Raw genomic sequence first — 16646 nt, forward strand, 5'->3', positions numbered from 1 at the left:
TTGCTGATCGCGGGGGTGTCCTCAGTGTTGCGTCGAGTCCTTTACGCGGCCGTGGCGACGGCTGTTGCCGTCCTGCTGCCCGCCCCGGTGCAGGCCGCGCCGGCCGACATGAGGGTCAGCGTCGAAGACCTGGTTGTCGCCGGGGTGGACAAGCAGGCGCGCACCGAGTGGACGCTGCCGCCCGGCACCCGCAAGCTGGTAAACCTCGTCATCGAGCTCGGCGCGACCGCCGGCGTGGCCCGGGCGGCGATCGACGAGAGCGGCTGGGAATGCTCCGGCGCGGGAGCGGTGACGACCTGCCGCCTCGGCAGCTATCAGGCCGGCAACGACATCTCCTGGCATCTTCCGGTGATCAAGGTGCGGGCGGCGGAGGACGCGACCCCCGGCCAAGCCGGGGAACTGACGCTGAAAGTGGCCGCCGACGGCTTCGGGCCGGCCACCGCCACCGCCAAGGTGACCGTGGTCAACGGGGTCGATCTGGCCGCGCTGCCGGCCCGGGGGGCGATCACCGCCGAGCCGGGTGCCGTGATCACCTCGCCGATCGAGGTGTCGGTCTCGGGCCGGGCGCCGGTCGACGATCCGGTCGTCGAGCTGACCCTGGCGCAGGGGCTGAGCTTCATGGAGAAGTACGGCAACTGCACCTACTTCACCGATTCGCGGCTCGAGATCGCGCACTGCCGCTTCGACCAGCGCCTCGCGCCCGGCGCCACCTATCGGCTCGGCGGACCCGTCGCCCAGCTCGACGCGAGCGTGAAGGCCAAGTCGAAGAACACCTACCTCTACCAGTTCTTCACGGCCGAGGACTACGCCGAGGTCGGCTACGACACCTCGGACTGGGAGCAGGGCACGGGCACCCAGCTGCTGCTGCAGCCCAACCCCACACCCGCGCCGGGCGAGCAGCGGGTGGCGTCGACCGACACGAACTGGGAGAACAACCGCAGCTTCACGGTCGTGACGGCGCAGCCGGGCCCCACCGAGTCCCCGGCCACTCCGGCCACCCCCGCCCCCGTCACGCCGGCCCCGGGTGAGGGCGGCGGCCTTCCGGTGACGGGTTCCAGCGCTTCGACCATCGCCGCCCTCGGTGGGCTGCTGCTGGCCGGCGGCGTCATCGCGTACGCGCTGGGCCGTCGCCGCCGGAACGTCTGACCACGCTGGAGCGACCTCGGCCGCTCCAGCGTGATGCGGCCTGTTAGCCGACGACCCGGGTTTTCGGGGTGTCGCCGGGCAGGCCACCCGACTCGTACTCGAACGCCGGCACGGGCGTGGTGCCCATTTTCACCCCGTTCTTCCCGTACGCCGTCACGTGCGCTTCCTGGGCCGGCGGCACCGACGTCATGGCCGCACCCGTCGCGTCCGGCGTGAGCTGCACCGGCGCGGCCGTGCCGAGTTGCAACGTCAGGCCGGTCGCGCCCGCCGGGCCGACCACGACGACCCGGTCGGTGCGGTCGTCGCTGCCGTCGGCCCGCATGCGCCACGCCACGGGCCGCTCGGCCACGCCCTCGGCCGGCAGCAGGAGGCGCAGGTCCTCGCGGTAGGAGTCGGCGGAACCGTGGAACGCGTACGCGAGCACGCCGCCCCCGCGGGGACGGAGGGTGAGCAGGGCGGCCGGCTGCCCGTTGACCGTGCCGGTCCAGCGGACGGCGAGCGCCGTCCCGGCCGCAGGGAGCCGGGTGTCCTGCAGCGCGCCGTTCGCCCAGCGGGTCAGGGTGGCCCGGTCGAACTTCCGGTCACCCAGCGCCTCGGTCACGGCGGCCGGCGGGAACTCGTCGGGCCGGTAGCCGGAGGAACTCGACCAGCCGGCGCCGACGGTACCGGTGTAGAGGACGTCGGCGCCGTCGGTCACCGTGACCTTGGTGTCGGGGGGTGAGGGCGCGGGAGGAAGTACCAGCTCGGCGAGTCCGGTTCCGGCCGGCTGCACCTGGTCGGGGGCGTGCTCGACGCGTCCTTCGGCGCTGTAGCGGAAGCCCTCGCTGATCGCGACCGTGGAACCCTCCGGGGCGACCACCACGAGCACGCCCGGCGCTTCGGCGCTGCGCATCGAATAGGTCACCACCGTCTCGCCGCCGTCGACCCGGCCGCTCTCCACCAGCTTGGCCGCCGGGTCCCCGGCGTCGCCGTCGTACCAGATCAGCGCCCGGTCCTCGAGGAAGCCGAAGCGCAGCGGGACCAGCGCGAGCACGATCCGGCGGTCGCCGACGTCCGCCGCGTACACAAATTTGATCTTGCTGCGGTCGGCGATCCGCCAGGTCTCGCCCGGGTCCTCGACGTCCTTGAAGTGGCGGCGCATGTCCTCGAGGAACGCCTTGTCGCCCGCGAGCGATCCGCGGACCGGGCCCTGGTCGAGCACCGCGTTGAAGCCGGCGACCGCGATGCCGGGCGCCCAGCCGGGCAGCGGGATCACGCCGGTCTGCACGCCGGCCGCCCCGGCCAGCACGGCCGCCACTCCGGCGACGACCCCGCGCCGCCTCATCCGGTGACGGCGTTCGCGTCGCTCGAACCCGGGCCACGGGTTGTCGATCGCGCCGAGCGCGTCGGCCTCGGCCGCCAGCGCGTCCTTGAGAGTGGTCTCGGTGTTCATGCTTGTGTCCTCTGCTCGGCGGCGACAGCGGCGGCGGCCCGGGAAACGGCGGCGGGGGTGATCTGGTCGCGCAGGCGCTCCAGCCCGCGCGAGCACTGGCTCTTGACGGTGCCGACCGAACAGCCGAGCGCGTCGGCGATCTCGGTCTCGGTCAGGTCGCCGAAGTACCGCAGGACCAGCACCGCGCGCATCCGCGGGGGCAGGGTGCGCAGCGCGGCGACGACCTGCTGCCGGTGCTCGATCGAGCCGTACGGGTCATTGATCGGACCGTCCGTGGTCAGCAGCGGAACCTCGCTGACCCGCCGGCGCCGGCGCCAGGAGGTCGCGGTGTTCACCATCGCCCGGCGGACGTAGGCGACCGGCGCCTCCATCCGCGAGACGCGTCCCCATTTGCGATGGGTCTTTTCCAGGGCCGCCTGGACCAGGTCCTCGGCGTATCCGCGATCGCCGGTCAGCAGGTAGGCCAGCCGCACGAGCGGCCCCCACTGCTGTTCGACGAAGGCGCGGAAGCCGTCGTCGGCCGGTGTGTGTGATGACATGGTGAGCTAACGCCGTCCGACATCCAAAAGGTTGAGTCAGCCTAAGGTCTTTGGGCTCACCCGGAAGCGCGCGACCGCGATCACATTCCTCTCATATCACCATCAGACCGGCCGGTCATGACTAACGTCGGAGTTGGCCGTAACCGAGGGTGAAGAGAGAAAGACGGAACGTTGCAGGAGTTTCTCGTCGTTGCCGGCGGCCTCGCTCTGTGCGCGCTGGTCGCGACCCTGTTGCGCCGTAAAGTCCGCCCCGCCGTTCACTCCGGTTATCACGCGATGCACGCCCGGGTGCGGCCGCACCTGCCGGAGCGTGTGCGGCGCCGGCTCCGCTGGTGCTTCGACCAGGTCGACGGCGCCACCGCCCGGGCCGTGCTGGTGTCCGGCATCGCCGCCGGTCTCGCGTGGTCCGCGGCTATTTTCCTGGACCTGGCCGGGCCGGTGATCGCGGCCATCTCGGCGACGCTGTCGGTGCAGATCAGCTCGCACGCCTCGGTCCGCGAGGGGGCGCAGCGCCTGATCGCCACCGTCGCCGCGATCGGTGTGGCGGTCGGCGTGTGGCACTTCTTCGGTCTGCACTGGTGGTCGGTCGCGGTGATCGCCGGCTGCGGTCTGGCCGCCGGCCGGTTGCTGCGCCTGGGCGACGGCGCGGTCGCGGTGCCGGCGACGTCGCTGGGCATCCTGGTCGCCGGCAGCACGCTCACCGAGGCGTTCATGTGGCAGCGCGTGGCGGCGACCGCCCTCGGCATCGTCGTCGGCGCGATCCTCTCGCCGCTGGTCGGCGGGATGACGCCGATCGAGCGGGCCCGGCACCAGCTCGCCCACCTCTCCACCGAGATCGCCCTGCTGCTCGGCGATCTGGGCGCCGGCGCCCGCGGCGGTTACACCCGGGAGGAGGCCACCGCCTGGCTGGCCCGCTCGCGCGAGCTGAACGAGGACCTGACCGGCGCGGTCACCGCGGTCGAGGAGCTGACCAAGCAGGCCCGCTGGTCGCTGACCACGCCGACCGCCCGGGTCGTGCCGCTGCAGCAGACCCTGCGGGCCCTCGAGCACGGCGTGCACCAGGTGAACTCGGTGGCCCGCTCGATGTTCGACGCGATCGCGACCCCGATGACCGCAGGTGTGCCGGCCCAGATCGGGCACGTGCTGACCACCGCCGCCGAGGCGTTCGCCGCGCACGCCGACCTGGTCTCGGACCCCGAGGCCGACGTCACCGGGGACGCCGGTCACCTCGACGACCTGCTGGCGAACCTGCGGGAGGCGCCCCGGCGGACGCTGCGCACCGTGCGCAGCGAGTTCGCCGACACCGGCGTGCTGGTGCTGACCGGTTCGATCATGAACGACATCGACCGGATGGCCGGGTCGCTGGCCCGGTCGGCGCCGGCCCTGGCGGTCGGTGAGCCCGCACCCGAACCGGGCATCCCGGCGGTCTCCGAGGTGCTGCCGGCCGTCCGTCGCCTGTGGGACAAGCGCCGCGACGGAACCGCCGCCTGACTTCCACGGTGGACGGTCCCGATCGTTTCGCGCGGATTTCGGGCGGCCCGCTCAGGAGATCCGGTGCACTTGGGTCATTTGATCGGCTAGGCCGGTCGCCCGAATGTGACGGAGACGTTACGGTGAGGAGGCGCCGGGACCCGCGCGACCGGTGGCACATCTGCGTCGTGAGCTGCCTACCGAGAAAATCGTCAACGGTCCGGCCCATCCGCTCAGTCCAGTGAGACGAATAGACAAGCAGGAGTACCAAGGAACAAAGCTTTCCGGGGTGCCTGCCGGAGAGATCCGGGCACGGGTGCTGGCGTCCATCGGTGAGGTGATGTGGTGATCCGGGTTGCGGTGGCCAGAGATGAGGGATACTTCGGTGTCCCGGTCCGAGCCCTGCTCGAGCCGAACCCCGACATGCATTTCATCGGTACGCTCCCGTTCGGTAACGATCTGCCGCAGGTCGCGGCCGAGATGTGGCCGTCGGTGATCGTCATCGACACGCAATACATGGTCGGTCAGATCCTTCCGGTGGCCAACGCGGTGCGCTCGGCCAACCCGTCGTGCGCCATGCTGCTGCTCTGCGATCCCCTCAAGCGCGGCATGCTGCCGCCCCGGCACCGGTCGGGGCCGCTCAACTTCCTGCCCAAGGACGCTTCGGCGCCGCTTCTGGCCGATTCCGTACGCCGTCTGGCCGGCGGCGAGCGGGTGGTGTCACCCCGGCTGCACACCGCGTCGCTGCTCACCGACAAGGGCCTGACGACGCGCGAGCTCGAGGTGCTGGGGCTGGCCGCCGAGGGTGAGCCGGTCAAGGAGATCGCGCGCAAGCTGTTCCTGTCGGGCGGCACGGTCCGCAACTACCTGTCGGCGATCATCTCGAAGACCGGTGCGCGCAACCGCCTCGACGCCATCCGGATCGCCCGTAAGGACGGCTGGCTCCGCTGACATAGGTACCGTTGGTGCGGTGCCATCCGGTCAGCTCGAGATTCCCGCCCTGGAGATCCTGATTCCGCTCGGGACGGCGCTCATGGTGGCCGCGGTCGTCGTGTTGCTGCGCCGGCGCGCGCTGACTCCGGGCCGGCTCGTCGCGACCTGGGCCGCGGGGTGGTATTCGGTGGCGGTGGCCGGCGCGACCATGCTGCCGCTACGGATCGCGTGGGGGCCCGCGGCGGGTGACCCCGAGTTCTTCCGGTTCCTGCTGATCCCGGTCGTCACGATGCGGGTCGACGACTTCATCCTCAACATCATCATGATGCTGCCGCTGGCCGCGGCACTGCGGGTGGTGGCCGGGGTGCGCGCCCGGCGGCGGGTGGTGCTGATCGGCTTCCTGATCAGCCTGTCGATCGAGACGATCCAGGGGCTGCTCCTCGTTCTTCTGCACGGCGACCGCTGGGCCGACGTGAACGACCTGATGGCCAACACGCTCGGCGCCTGGCTGGGCTGGGTGATCATCCAGGCCCCGATCGTGGCCCGCACGCTCGACCACTGGTCGGCGGCCCGTCAGCCCGAGCCGCTGACCCGCTCGTAGAGGCCGCCGACCTCGGCCGCCATCCGCCCGGCGTCGTACCGGTCGCCGGCCGACCGGACCGGCAGCCGCCCGCCGGACCGTTCGGCCAGGCAGAGCACCTCGGCCCGCAGCTTGCGCGGCAGCGATTCCGGATCGTGCGGGGTGAGCCGCTCGGCGCCCTCGACCGACTTGTCCTCCAGGGCCTCGCAGGTCGCATAGAGGGCGGGCAGCCCGGCCGCGATCGCCTCCAGCACGACCAGCCCGACCGTCTCGCGTCCCGGTGACGCGAAGACGTCCATGGCGCTGTACATCTCGCGTGCGTGGCGCACCGGCCCGGCGAACCGCAGCCGGTCGGACACACCCTCGATCGCCGCCAGCCGTTCCAGCCCGCGGCGGGCCGGGCCGTCACCGGCCAGCAGCAGCACCGCGCCGGGCACCTCGGCCACGGCCCGGATCAGCACGTCGAACCGTTTACGCGGCTCGAGCCGGCCCAGCCCCCCGATCACTGGGGTGCCGTCGGCGATGCCCAGCCGGGCCCGGGCCTCGTCCCGCAGCCCGGCGTCGAAGCGGAACTCGCCCGCGTCGAGCGCCTTGGGAATGACGGCCAGCCGGTCGTCGGGCACGCCCCGCCGGCGCAGCCGCTCGGCGATCAATGTGGACACGGCGATGGTGAACCGGCCCCGGCTGCCGGGCCGGGCGGCGAGCGCGGTCCGCCGTCCCTCGTCGAGGTGATACTCGGTCGCCACGACGTGGGCGATCCCGGCCAGCCAGGCGGCGAATCGGCCCTGCACGCCCGCCCGGAACAGGTGGGTGTGCACCACGTCGAACCCGCCGCGCCGGGCCAGCCGGCCCAGCCGGACGATCGCGCTCGGGTCGAGGTCGCGGCTGCCGGCGATCTCGTGCACGGTCGTGCCCGACGCCCGCATGGCGGCGAGGACCGGTCCGGGCGGTGACAGCGTGACCACCTCGCTCTGCTGCGGCAGGTGGTGGATCAGCAGCCGCAGCTGATGTTCGGCGCCGTCGCCGGCCCGGGCGCTGATCACGTGCAGCACCCGAACGGCCATTTCTCGGTACCCCGCTATCGCATTGTCAGGAATATGATTGCGCGCCCCGTGGAATGGACGTTCGCAGAGGTCGGAGCCTAATGACAGTCGCAAATGTCATGCCTAAGTAGAGAGTCTTTCACTTTCATGTTCGGGCCGTGAACCGACAATCGAGCAGGCCAGGCCGGGTGTCATGTCAAACGTGAGTAAATCTCATATGGTGCGTGACAATTGCTACTGTATTCACCCGGCCCCTCCTGGCACGCTCGGAACGCAGGCGGCGAAAGCGCTTCGGATCATATTTCCCGGCCTCGGTGACCATATTACCGGGCGCATTTTCCTTGCCTTGTGAAGAAGCTTCTTCGACCGGTGATCCCGGGCGTCCGCGCAAGGAGGAATTCATGCAGGTACGCAGTGCGGCGCCCCGCGCGGACACCGACGATCCTCCGGGTCGATGGCCGGGCTCACCCCGGCTGGGCGCCATCCTTGGAGGCCGGGCCGCCCGGGCCGGGGTCGACGCACTCGCCCTGGCTCTCGCGCTGGCCATCGCCACGGTGCTGCGGCACGACGGCAACCTGCCCGAGTCGCATCTGCCCGAGGTGCTGGTTCTCGGGGCGTTCGCGGCTGTCGTGCACACCATCGTCGGGCTCCGCTTCGGCCTCTACACCGGCCGGTGGGCGTACGGGTGCTTCGAAGAGATCGCGGCGCTGGCCAAAACCGCGGCGGTCACCACCCCGGTGCTGTTCGTCCTCGACACGCTGCTCGGCCGGCTGGTGCCGCGGTCGGCCATCATCGCGTCCGGCCTGATCGCCCTCGTCCTCGCGGCCGGGGTGCGTTATGCCGTACGCCTCTCGCGCGACCAGCGCCTGCGGCCCTCACCGGAGCACGGCGGGCGCGTGGTCGTGATGGGTGCGGGCGAGGGCGCGGCCCAGATCGTCCGGGCCATGCTGCGCAACCCCGGCAGCCCGTACGTGCCGGTCGCCCTGCTCGACGACGACCCGGCCAAACGCACCCTGCGCGTGATGGGCGTGCCGGTGGCCGGCACCCGGCACGCGATGGCCTCGGTGGTCAGCCGCTACGAGGCCGACGTCCTGCTGATCGCCATCCCGAGCGCCGGCGCCGAGCTGGTGCGCGAGCTGACCGAGCTCGCCGGGCCCACCGGCGTCGAGGTCAAGGTCGTGCCGCCGGTGGTCGAGCTGTTCGGCCGCACGGTCAGCGTCGACGACATCCGCCCGGTCAGCCACGCCGACCTGCTGGGCCGCCGCGAGATCGGCATCGACCTGCAAGCCATCGCCGGCTATCTGACCGGCCGGCGCGTGCTCGTCACCGGCGCCGGCGGCTCGATCGGCTCCGAGCTGTGCCGTCAGCTCGTCCGCTTCGAGCCGGCCGCCCTGGTGATGCTCGACCGCGACGAGTCCGGCCTGCACGCCGTGCAGCTCTCGATGGACGGCCGCGGCCTGCTCGACGACCGCAACCTGGTGGTGGCCGACATCCGCGACCAGCAGCGGCTCGACGAGGTCTTCGCCGAGCACCGGCCGCAGGTGGTCTTTCACGCCGCCGCCCTCAAGCACCTGCCGCTGCTCGAGATGCACCCGTCCGAGGCGCTCAAGACCAACATCATCGGGACGTACCAGCTCCTGCAGACCGCGCTCCGGCACGGCGTCGAGCGGCTGGTCAACATCTCCACCGACAAGGCCGCCGACCCGGGCAGCGTGCTCGGCTACTCCAAGCGCATCACCGAACGGCTCACCGCGGCGGCCGACGAGTCCGGCCCCGGCACGTACTGCAGCGTCCGCTTCGGCAACGTGCTCGGCAGCCGCGGCTCGGTGCTCACCACGTTCGCCGCGCAGGTCGAGGCGGGCGGGCCGATCACGGTCACGCACCCCGAGGTGTCCCGGTTCTTCATGACCGTCCAGGAGGCCGTACGCCTGGTCGTGCAGGCGGGCGCGCTGGAGAGCGCGGGCGAGGTGCTGGTGCTCGACATGGGCGAGCCGGTCCGCATCGCCGACGTGGCCCGCCGCCTGGCCGACGCGGCCGAACGGCACATTTCCATCGTCTACACCGGACTCCGCCCGGCCGAGAAGATGCACGAGAGTCTGTTCGGCGCGCACGAGAGCGACCGCCGCCCCAACCACCCGCTCATCTCGCAGGTGCCGGTGCCCCCGCTCGACGGGGCCGTGCTCTCCCTGCTCGACCCGACGGCGCCCCGCGGCGACCTCATCGCGGTCCTGCGCTGGCTGGCCGAGAGCCCCGCGCTCTCCGTCGCCCGCGAAACCCCCACGCAGTCACTGAAAGCCAGCTGAGGAGCCTCCATGCGGGTTGTCATCGTCGGTCAGGGATATGTCGGGCTGCCGCTGGCCGTCCGCGCGGCCCGGGTCGGGCACACCGTCGTCGGCTTCGACGTCGACGACGAACGGATCAAGCGGCTGGCCGCCGGCGAGTCCTACGTGGACGACGTGTCGTCGGACGAGCTGCGGGAACTGCTCGGCACCGGCACCTTCCACCCGTCGGCCGACCCGCGCTCGTGCGCCGGCTTCGACATCGCGGTCATCGCCGTCCCCACGCCGCTGCGCGAGGGCACACCCGACCTCAAGTACATCGAGGAGTCGGCCCGCACGCTGGCCCGTTACCTGCGGCCCGGGGCGACCGTGGCGCTCGAGTCGACCACCTATCCGGGCACGACGACCGACCTGGTCGCCCCGCTGCTCGAGGAGGGCTCCGGGCTCATCGCGGGGGACGACTTCTTCCTCGGCTACAGCCCCGAGCGCATCGACCCCGGCAACCGCGAATGGACGCTGGAGACGACGCCCAAGGTGGTCTCCGGCATCAACCCGGCGTCGCTGGAACGCATCGACGCGTTCTACAGCTCGGTGGTGGCCAAGACCGTGCCCGTCTCCGACTGCAAGGTGGCCGAGCTGGCCAAGCTGCTGGAGAACACGTTTCGGCACGTGAACATCGCGCTCGTCAACGAGCTGGCCGTCTTCGCCCACGACCTCGGAATCGACGTGTGGGAGGCGATCGACGCCGCGTCGTCCAAGCCGTTCGGCTATCTGCGCTTCGTGCCCGGGCCCGGGGTGGGCGGCCACTGCCTGCCGATCGACCCGTCCTACCTGTCGTGGCGGGTGCAGCGGACCCTCGGGCAGAGCTTCCGCTTCGTCGAGCTGGCCAACGACATCAACAACCACATGCCCGACTACGTCGTACGTCGTCTCGTCGCGGCCCTCAATCAGCAGCGCAAGGCGGTCAACGGCTCGACCATCCTGCTGCTCGGCCTGGCCTACAAGAAGAACAGCGGGGACGCCCGGGAGTCGCCCGCGCGCCGGATCGCCTCGCTGCTGCTCGACATGGGGGCCGACGTACGGGCGGCCGATCCCCACGTGGTCGAGGACGCGCAGGTCGACCGGCGCGTCACCCGGGTCCCGGCGACGGCGTCGCAACTGGCCGAGGCCGACGCCGTCGTGCTGCTGGCCGACCACGACGTCTTCGACCTCGGCCTCGTCGTCGAGCACGCCGCGTACGTGCTGGACACCCGCCGCCGCCTCACCGGAGAAAACGTGGAGACGATGTGAAACTGCTCTGGGGTTTCCTCAACCGCCTGGTCGCCGCCGTCGCTCTGATCCTGCTGTCCCCGGTGGTGCTCGCGGTCGCGGTGTGGATCCGCGTCGCCGACGGCCCCGGCATCCTCTTCGTGCAGGACCGCGCCGGCCTGCGCGGCAAGCCGTTCCGGATGCTCAAGTTCCGCTCGATGGTGCACCACTCCGTCGCGATGAGCGCCGAGCTGGGCATCAGCGACCCGTTCGGCCTGGTCGAGAACGATCCCCGGATCACCGCGTGCGGCCGGTTCCTGCGCCGCACCAGCCTCGACGAGCTGCCCCAGCTGATCAACGTGCTGGCCGGGCACATGCTGCTGGTCGGCCCCCGCCCCGACGTGCTGCCGCAGGTGGCCAACTATTCGCCGGTGGACGCGCGGCGTCTCGAGGTGAAACCCGGGATCACCGGCTGGGCCCAGGTCAACGGCCGCGACGACATCGACTGGCCGCAGCGGTTCGTGCTCGACCGCTGGTACATCGACAACTGGTCGCCGCTGCTCGACCTGCGGATCATCGCGCGTACGATCACCGACCTGCGCCGCGGCGAGCCCCCCGTACACGTCGACACGCTCAACATTGCCCGGGCCCAGGATCGTGGTCCGGCCGAGGACGTTCGTCGTGCGGCCTGAGATCGGCTCGGAGTTCCACTGGGACCCGGCCGTCCTGCTCGACGTCGCGCGAAACAGCCCCCTGCCGCTAAGCCATTCCCTGTACGCCACCGGCTGCGGAGCCCTCCTGTCGTTGCTGGGCCGGCTCGCCCGGCCGGGCCGCCTGCACGTCCCCTCGTTCTTCTGCATGGGAGTGGCCGAGGCGTTGAGCGCGGTCATGCCGCTCGCGTGGTACCGGCACCGGCCCGGCGGCCCCTCGATGGAGACGCTGCGGGCCCGCCCGGGCGACGTGGTGCTGGTCCAGAACCTCTTCGGCCGCGAGGACGGCGCGGTCTGGCGCGACTGGATCGGCGCGCATCCCGGCGTGACCGTCATCGAGGACCATTCGCACGACCCGTTCGGCCCGTGGGCCACGACCAGCACGGCGCCGTACGCGGTGGCCTCGCTGCGCAAGACCCTGCCCCTCCCCGACGGTGGTCTGCTGTGGTCGCCCCGGGGCCTCGACCTGCCGTCCCCGTCCGGCGCCGGGTCACCCGGCAGCGACCTCAAGCTGACCGCCATGGTGCTCAAGGCGGCCTGGCTCGGCGGGAAGCCGGTGCCGAAGGACGTGTTCCGCACCCTGCAACAACGGGGCGAGCGGGCGTTGCTCGGCAGCGCGGCACCCCCGGGCGCCTTCACCGTGGCCGTGCTGCCGATCCTCGACATAGCCGGCATCCGCGCGGCGAGCACCCGCAACGCCCGCGCCCTGGAAGTGTTGCTGCCCGCCCCCTTGCTGGTTGCCTCGCCCGGCGCTCATCCGCGAGGTGCGGCGCCCTTCCGGGTCCAGCTGCTCTGCTCCGACGAGACGGCCCGCGACGACCTGCTCGGCCGCCTGGCCCGCCACGGCATCTACGCCCCCGTCCACTGGCGGCAGTCCCGCGACGGCTTCTGGAGCGGCGACGACGAGGCCGCCACGCTCGCCGACCGGATCCTGACCGTCCCGATGGACCACCGCTGCGGCCCCGCCGACGTGCACCGAGCCGCCACCCTGCTGTCCGCCACCCCGGTGCCCGCGGCCTGATCGCTCGTGGCCTCGAATTCGCGGACCCAAATCGGTGGAGTCGCCCGGCGGGCCGCTGCTAGCGTCGCCAGGTGGGTTCCATCGCCGAACAGGGGACAGGCCGTTGTATCACTGCTGACACGTCCACCGCGCGAAGCGGGCACGCCGGAAGTCTCCGGCGTCGCGGCCTCGCGCCCTGACGTCACGCACCGACCGAGCGAGCGCGGCGGGTCCGCCTCTCGCTTCGCCGCTGTGCGCGGGCACAACCCGCGGAGCGTCGTCTCCGCCCGGAACTGTCGCAGCAGATCGGTACCCCACCAGTGATCATCATCGAGTCGTCACGCAGCACCCTCCAGCTCGGCTGGGACGGCGCCTGGATCCTCCGGAAGTCGGCTTTCGACTTCCCCAAGCCCCGGACCGTCCCCGCTCCCCGCCGCCGGATCTGGCACCGGGACCCGCGAAGGACCGGCGAGACGGGCACGATCGTCCGCCGGCAATGGTCCCGGACCACCCGCCGGGACTACCGCCGCCGCTGGCGTTGAGAACAGGCCGCCGTTTCCGCCGGACCACCCAACCGGCCGGCGGAAACGGCGAGCCGCGAGCGGGCAGCGTCGGCGGGTAACGGGCGGTCGGTGTCGGCGGGCTACGAGCAGGCGGCGTCGGCGGGTTACGGGCGGTCGGTGTCGGCGGGGCTACGGGCCGGTCGTGCAGTTGCCTTCGATGCCTGTCGTCCGCAGGACGGCGCCCGACTCGGCGTCCACCACGACGACGAGCGTCCCCGAGGGGACCGTCGAGGGGAAATGGACGCAGAAGTCGTCGGAGACGCTCGGCGCCGGGCCGGCTTCTCCGGGCAGGCTCAGCAGCAGGGCGGCCGCCGCCGCGATGACCAGCAGACGAGGGTGCCGCGCCCGGCGGTCCGGGGCGACCCGGGGCCGGGAGTCGAGGTCGATGACGGGCACAAGCCCGATCCTAACTTGGACGTGGGCCGCCGGACGGCCCGGCGGGTGCCGGCCAAGGGGCTATCGATAGGGCGGGAACCGCCCGGTCAGCGACTCAGGCGTGAGCGGCCCGGCCAGCTTCTCGAAGTTGTTCCGGTCGGTGATCACCCGCCACGTGTGGAACTGGTGGCGGCCGGACGCGAACTGGCTCTTGTATTGGAACAGGGAGTCGGCCGAGCCGCCGACCCCGCCGCCCAGGTGATAGATCTTGTTGCCGCGGGCGCGGCCCCACAGGCGTACCTCGTGGTAGAGCAGTTTGTCGGCGTAATGGATCGGGCCGTCGGCGGTGGACTGCAGGTGGGTGTGCATCATGCCGCCGTATTCGAAGAACAGGTTGCCCCCGAGCACCCGGCCCTCGGAGAGCGCGACGGCCAGGTGGGCGTGATCGGCGAGGGCGGCCCGCAGGCGGTGGAAGTGCTCGGAACCGAAGAAGTAGAACTCGGCTGCCCCGACCCGGCGCATGGTGGCGTGGTAGGTGGCGATCCAGGCGTCGAACAGCTCCCAGTCGTCGAAGACGACCTCGACGCCGGCCCGCCGGGCCTTGTTGATCTGGTTGCGGTGGCTGCGGTGGGTCTGCGACCAGAGCTCGTCGGGGCCGAGGGTCAGGTCGATCGAGACCGTCTCGCCGTGGTGCACCAGCGTGCCCGACCGGGCCAGCGACTCCGGGCAGCCGGGGAGCAGCGGATGGAGCCGCGCGAACGCGGTGATCACCCCCTCGGTGCAGAGCAGTTCGCCCATCACGCCGGCCGCACGCGACCAGAAGGCCGCGTCCCGGCTGCCGACGGGGCCCGGATACCCGTACGGGGAAATCGCGTCTTGCAGGTCGCTGTCGGGCACCGGCCGCACCAGCAGGGGCAGCAGGAAGACGCGTCCGCCCTCGTCGTATCGGAAGGCGATCGGAGTTGCGCCGGTCAGACCGGCGTCGAGCCGCACGTACTCGGGGATGTGGTAGATGTCGTGCCGGACCCGGTCGAGTGCCTCCGTCCATGCCGGGTCCCGCGGTGACAACAGTGCGGCATCGGCCATAGTCAACCTCCGGTGAGCTGGGGAATTCGAGGCTCGGTGGCGGGACGGCGCCGGGCCCGGCTCCGTCGGCGGGCGTTCAGGGCCGATCGCAGCATCGCTCTCGGCACCGAGCGCTGGGTGCTCAGGTGCAACAGGTACCGCCACAATGGATACTCGCCGCGGCGGTCGGACAGCGCGTACGAGAAGCGGTTCGACGGCAGATCCGCGTAATCGGGCATCCGCTCGAACCATTCGCTGCTGGCCAGGGCGGCCCGCTGCAGCGGCGCGAGCGCGGCCCGGCGGCGATGCTCGTAGCGTTCGAGGGCGGGCGCGAGCGGGCCGCCCCGGGCCAGGCTGTCGGCCAGCGCCATCGCGTCCTGCATGGCCAGCTTGGTGCCCGAACCGATCGCGAAGTGCGTCGTGTGCGCGGCGTCGCCCATCAGCACCACGTTGCCGTTGTCCCAGCGCTGGTTGGTCACGCGGCGGAAGTTCATCCAGCCGGTGCCGCCCGAGCCGGCCCGGTGGTCGACCAGCCGCTGCCCGCCCAGATGGGCGGCGAAGATGGTCTCGAGGCGCGCGCAGCCGGACTCCGCGTCGAGCCGGTCCAGTTCCAGCGCCGACCACACCGCGGGGGTGCATTCGGCGATGAACGTGCTCGTCCCGTCGTCGAACGGGTAGGCGTGGTACCAGATCCAGCCCGCGTGCGTCTTCTCGAAGCCGAAGGTGAACGTCCGGAAGATGTGCGGCGTGCCCAGCCAGATGTACTTGTTCGCGCCCACCGAGACCTCGGTGCCGAAGTGCGCCGCGTCGGCCGACCGGAGTTGACTGCCGGCGCCGTCGCAGGCAACCACGAGGTCGGAGGGCGGGACCTCCGACATGTCCATCGAGTACCGCACGTCGACACCGAGCTCGATGGCCCGGGCGGCCAGGATGGCCAGCAGCTTGTGCCGCCCCAGGCTGAACCCGTAGCCGGCCAGATGCGTCACCTCCTTGCCGGTGGCCCGCACCTCGTACTCGTCCCACTGGCGGGCCGCGTCCCAGATCCGGCGCGCGCTCACCGGGTCGTACGCGAAAAGGTCGTCGAGGAGGTCGTCCCAGAAGACCACGCCCCATCCGTAGGTGACGCCCGGCGGGTTGCGTTCCAGCACGGTGACCTCGTGCGCGGGATCGGCCAGCTTGGCCAGCACCGCGAAGTAGAGTCCGGCGGGCCCGCCGCCGACACAGGTGATCCGCATGGCGTGCTCCTCAGCGATAGGGCGGGAAGGTTCCCGATTCGTCGGTCTCGCGACCCAGGGCAAAGACCATTTCCTCGTACGCCGGCCGGTCCGCGACGATCCGCCAGGTGTGGAACGGATGCTCCCGGGGGGAGAACCCGGCCTTGTACGTGAACAGCGAGTCCCGCGCCCCGCCCTTGCCCCCGCCCAGGTGGAAGACGGTGTCGCCGCGCGCCTTGCACCAGCGCCGCACCTCGTCGTAGAGCATCTCGTCGGCGTACCGGCGGGGCGCTCGCCGCGTCGACGAGACGTAGCCCGTGGCGATGCCGTGATGCTCGAAGAACGTGTTGCCCCCGACGACCTCGCCGTCCTCCAGCGCGACGGCCAGGTGCATGCGGTCGCCCATCGCGTCGTGCATCGCCGCCAGGTGCTCGCGGGTGAAGAAGTAGTACGACGTCGCCCCGACCCGGCGCATGTTGTCGTGATAGACCTCGACCCACTCGTCCAGCCGGTCCCAGTCGTCGAAGACCACCTCGGTGCCGGCCCGCCGCGCCCGGTTGATGTGGTTGCGGTGGTCGCTGCGGGTCTGCCGCCACATCTGTTCGAGGCTGACCGTGAGGTCCATCGAGACGGTCTCGCCGTGGTGCACCAGCGTGCCGAACCGGCCGAGCAGTTCCAGCGGGGCGGGCAGCAGCGGGTGCATGCGGACGAACGCGGTCACCACCCCCTCGCCGCGCAGCGTCTCGAGCATCGCCATGCAGGCCCGTTCCCAGAAGTCACGGTCGCCCGGCATCGCGTCGCTGACCGGCCCCGGATATCCGTACGGGGAAAGGGCGTCTCGCAACCCGGTGCCGGGGATCTCACGCAGGATCAGCGGGAGCAGCAGGTGACGGCGGCCGTCGGTGTACCAGAAGGCGGCCGGGGCGCCCGAGTTCAGCGCGGCGTCCAGGGTGACGTATCCGGGAAGGTGGTAGGTGTCGTGCCGGGTCCGGTGCAGGACCTCCTTCCATTCCCGGGCGGCCGGTCCCACGAGCGCTGCGGTCATGTCT

The 16646-nt window shown here is 71.5% G+C and carries 16 protein-coding genes; 9 read left to right on the plus strand and 7 right to left on the minus strand.

Annotation, left to right across the window (positions count from 1 at the left end; translation table 11 throughout):
• The first annotated feature begins 24 nt into the window (after positions 1 to 24).
• On the plus strand, positions 25 to 1146 hold the full coding sequence (locus ACZ3I4_RS14405; RefSeq protein ID WP_465382346.1) for an LPXTG cell wall anchor domain-containing protein: 1122 nt from the start codon (positions 25 to 27) through the stop codon (positions 1144 to 1146).
• A 43-nt stretch (positions 1147 to 1189) separates the two neighbouring features.
• On the opposite strand, the gene ACZ3I4_RS14410 is transcribed toward ACZ3I4_RS14405, so the two are convergent.
• Both ACZ3I4_RS14410 and ACZ3I4_RS14415 read right to left on the minus strand, forming a co-directional pair.
• A complete protein-coding gene (locus ACZ3I4_RS14410) occupies positions 1190 to 2578 on the minus strand; it encodes a hypothetical protein (protein ID WP_465382347.1) in 1389 nt (462 codons plus the stop codon).
• Complete coding sequence (locus ACZ3I4_RS14415) at positions 2575 to 3117, minus strand: SigE family RNA polymerase sigma factor (protein WP_465382348.1); 543 nt, start codon at positions 3115 to 3117, stop codon at positions 2575 to 2577. Before ACZ3I4_RS14415 ends, ACZ3I4_RS14410 begins: the two co-directional genes overlap by 4 nt.
• A gap of 171 nt (positions 3118 to 3288) precedes the next feature.
• Here ACZ3I4_RS14415 and ACZ3I4_RS14420 point away from each other — a divergent pair, with 171 nt between their 5' ends.
• The 3 genes from ACZ3I4_RS14420 to ACZ3I4_RS14430 all read left to right on the plus strand — a co-directional run bounded on the left by ACZ3I4_RS14420 (position 3289) and on the right by ACZ3I4_RS14430 (position 6121).
• A complete protein-coding gene (locus tag ACZ3I4_RS14420) occupies positions 3289 to 4608 on the plus strand; it encodes an FUSC family protein (protein ID WP_465382349.1) in 1320 nt (439 codons plus the stop codon).
• Between the two features lie 324 nt (positions 4609 to 4932).
• A complete protein-coding gene (locus ACZ3I4_RS14425; protein ID WP_465382350.1) occupies positions 4933 to 5538 on the plus strand; it encodes a response regulator transcription factor in 606 nt (201 codons plus the stop codon).
• A gap of 19 nt (positions 5539 to 5557) precedes the next feature.
• Complete coding sequence (locus ACZ3I4_RS14430; RefSeq protein ID WP_465382351.1) at positions 5558 to 6121, plus strand: VanZ family protein; 564 nt, start codon at positions 5558 to 5560, stop codon at positions 6119 to 6121.
• Here the strand turns inward: ACZ3I4_RS14430 and ACZ3I4_RS14435 are convergent.
• Positions 6094 to 7164, minus strand: coding sequence for a glycosyltransferase (locus tag ACZ3I4_RS14435; RefSeq protein ID WP_465382352.1), 1071 nt, complete (start codon positions 7162 to 7164; stop codon positions 6094 to 6096). The genes ACZ3I4_RS14430 and ACZ3I4_RS14435 overlap by 28 nt on opposite strands.
• Before the next feature lie 380 nt (positions 7165 to 7544).
• Between ACZ3I4_RS14435 and ACZ3I4_RS14440 the strand changes: the two genes are divergently transcribed.
• From ACZ3I4_RS14440 to ACZ3I4_RS14460, 5 genes are all read left to right on the plus strand, one after another.
• Positions 7545 to 9446 carry a polysaccharide biosynthesis protein gene (locus ACZ3I4_RS14440; protein WP_465382353.1) on the plus strand — a complete coding sequence of 634 codons (1902 nt, stop codon included), beginning with the start codon at positions 7545 to 7547 and terminating at the stop codon, positions 9444 to 9446.
• A 9-nt stretch (positions 9447 to 9455) separates the two neighbouring features.
• Complete coding sequence (locus ACZ3I4_RS14445) at positions 9456 to 10712, plus strand: nucleotide sugar dehydrogenase (protein ID WP_465382354.1); 1257 nt, start codon at positions 9456 to 9458, stop codon at positions 10710 to 10712.
• Positions 10709 to 11362 carry a sugar transferase gene (locus ACZ3I4_RS14450; RefSeq protein ID WP_465382355.1) on the plus strand — a complete coding sequence of 218 codons (654 nt, stop codon included), beginning with the start codon at positions 10709 to 10711 and terminating at the stop codon, positions 11360 to 11362. Before ACZ3I4_RS14445 ends, ACZ3I4_RS14450 begins: the two co-directional genes overlap by 4 nt.
• Positions 11352 to 12401 (plus strand): hypothetical protein, encoded by a 1050-nt coding sequence (locus tag ACZ3I4_RS14455; RefSeq protein WP_465382356.1) that lies wholly within the window; start codon positions 11352 to 11354, stop codon positions 12399 to 12401. Before ACZ3I4_RS14450 ends, ACZ3I4_RS14455 begins: the two co-directional genes overlap by 11 nt.
• Positions 12402 to 12700: 299 nt before the next feature.
• Positions 12701 to 12922 (plus strand): hypothetical protein, encoded by a 222-nt coding sequence (locus tag ACZ3I4_RS14460; protein ID WP_465382357.1) that lies wholly within the window; start codon positions 12701 to 12703, stop codon positions 12920 to 12922.
• A 150-nt stretch (positions 12923 to 13072) separates the two neighbouring features.
• Here ACZ3I4_RS14460 and ACZ3I4_RS14465 read toward each other — a convergent pair whose 3' ends face one another.
• The 4 genes from ACZ3I4_RS14465 to ACZ3I4_RS14480 are packed head-to-tail and all read right to left on the minus strand — an operon-like array spanning position 13073 to position 16642.
• Positions 13073 to 13339, minus strand: coding sequence for a hypothetical protein (locus ACZ3I4_RS14465; RefSeq protein WP_465382358.1), 267 nt, complete (start codon positions 13337 to 13339; stop codon positions 13073 to 13075).
• Between the two features lie 60 nt (positions 13340 to 13399).
• Positions 13400 to 14404: a GNAT family N-acetyltransferase gene (locus ACZ3I4_RS14470; RefSeq protein WP_465382359.1), complete on the minus strand. Its 1005-nt coding sequence runs from the start codon at positions 14402 to 14404 to the stop codon at positions 13400 to 13402.
• Between the two features lie 2 nt (positions 14405 to 14406).
• The gene (locus tag ACZ3I4_RS14475; RefSeq protein ID WP_465382360.1) at positions 14407 to 15618 is read right to left on the minus strand and encodes an FAD-dependent monooxygenase; all 1212 of its coding nucleotides are present in this window, start codon (positions 15616 to 15618) and stop codon (positions 14407 to 14409) included.
• 10 nt (positions 15619 to 15628) lie between these two features.
• Complete coding sequence (locus ACZ3I4_RS14480) at positions 15629 to 16642, minus strand: GNAT family N-acetyltransferase (RefSeq protein WP_465382361.1); 1014 nt, start codon at positions 16640 to 16642, stop codon at positions 15629 to 15631.
• Positions 16643 to 16646 lie beyond the last annotated feature (4 nt).

Source organism: Actinoplanes sp. NPDC021490 (genome assembly GCF_055562135.1).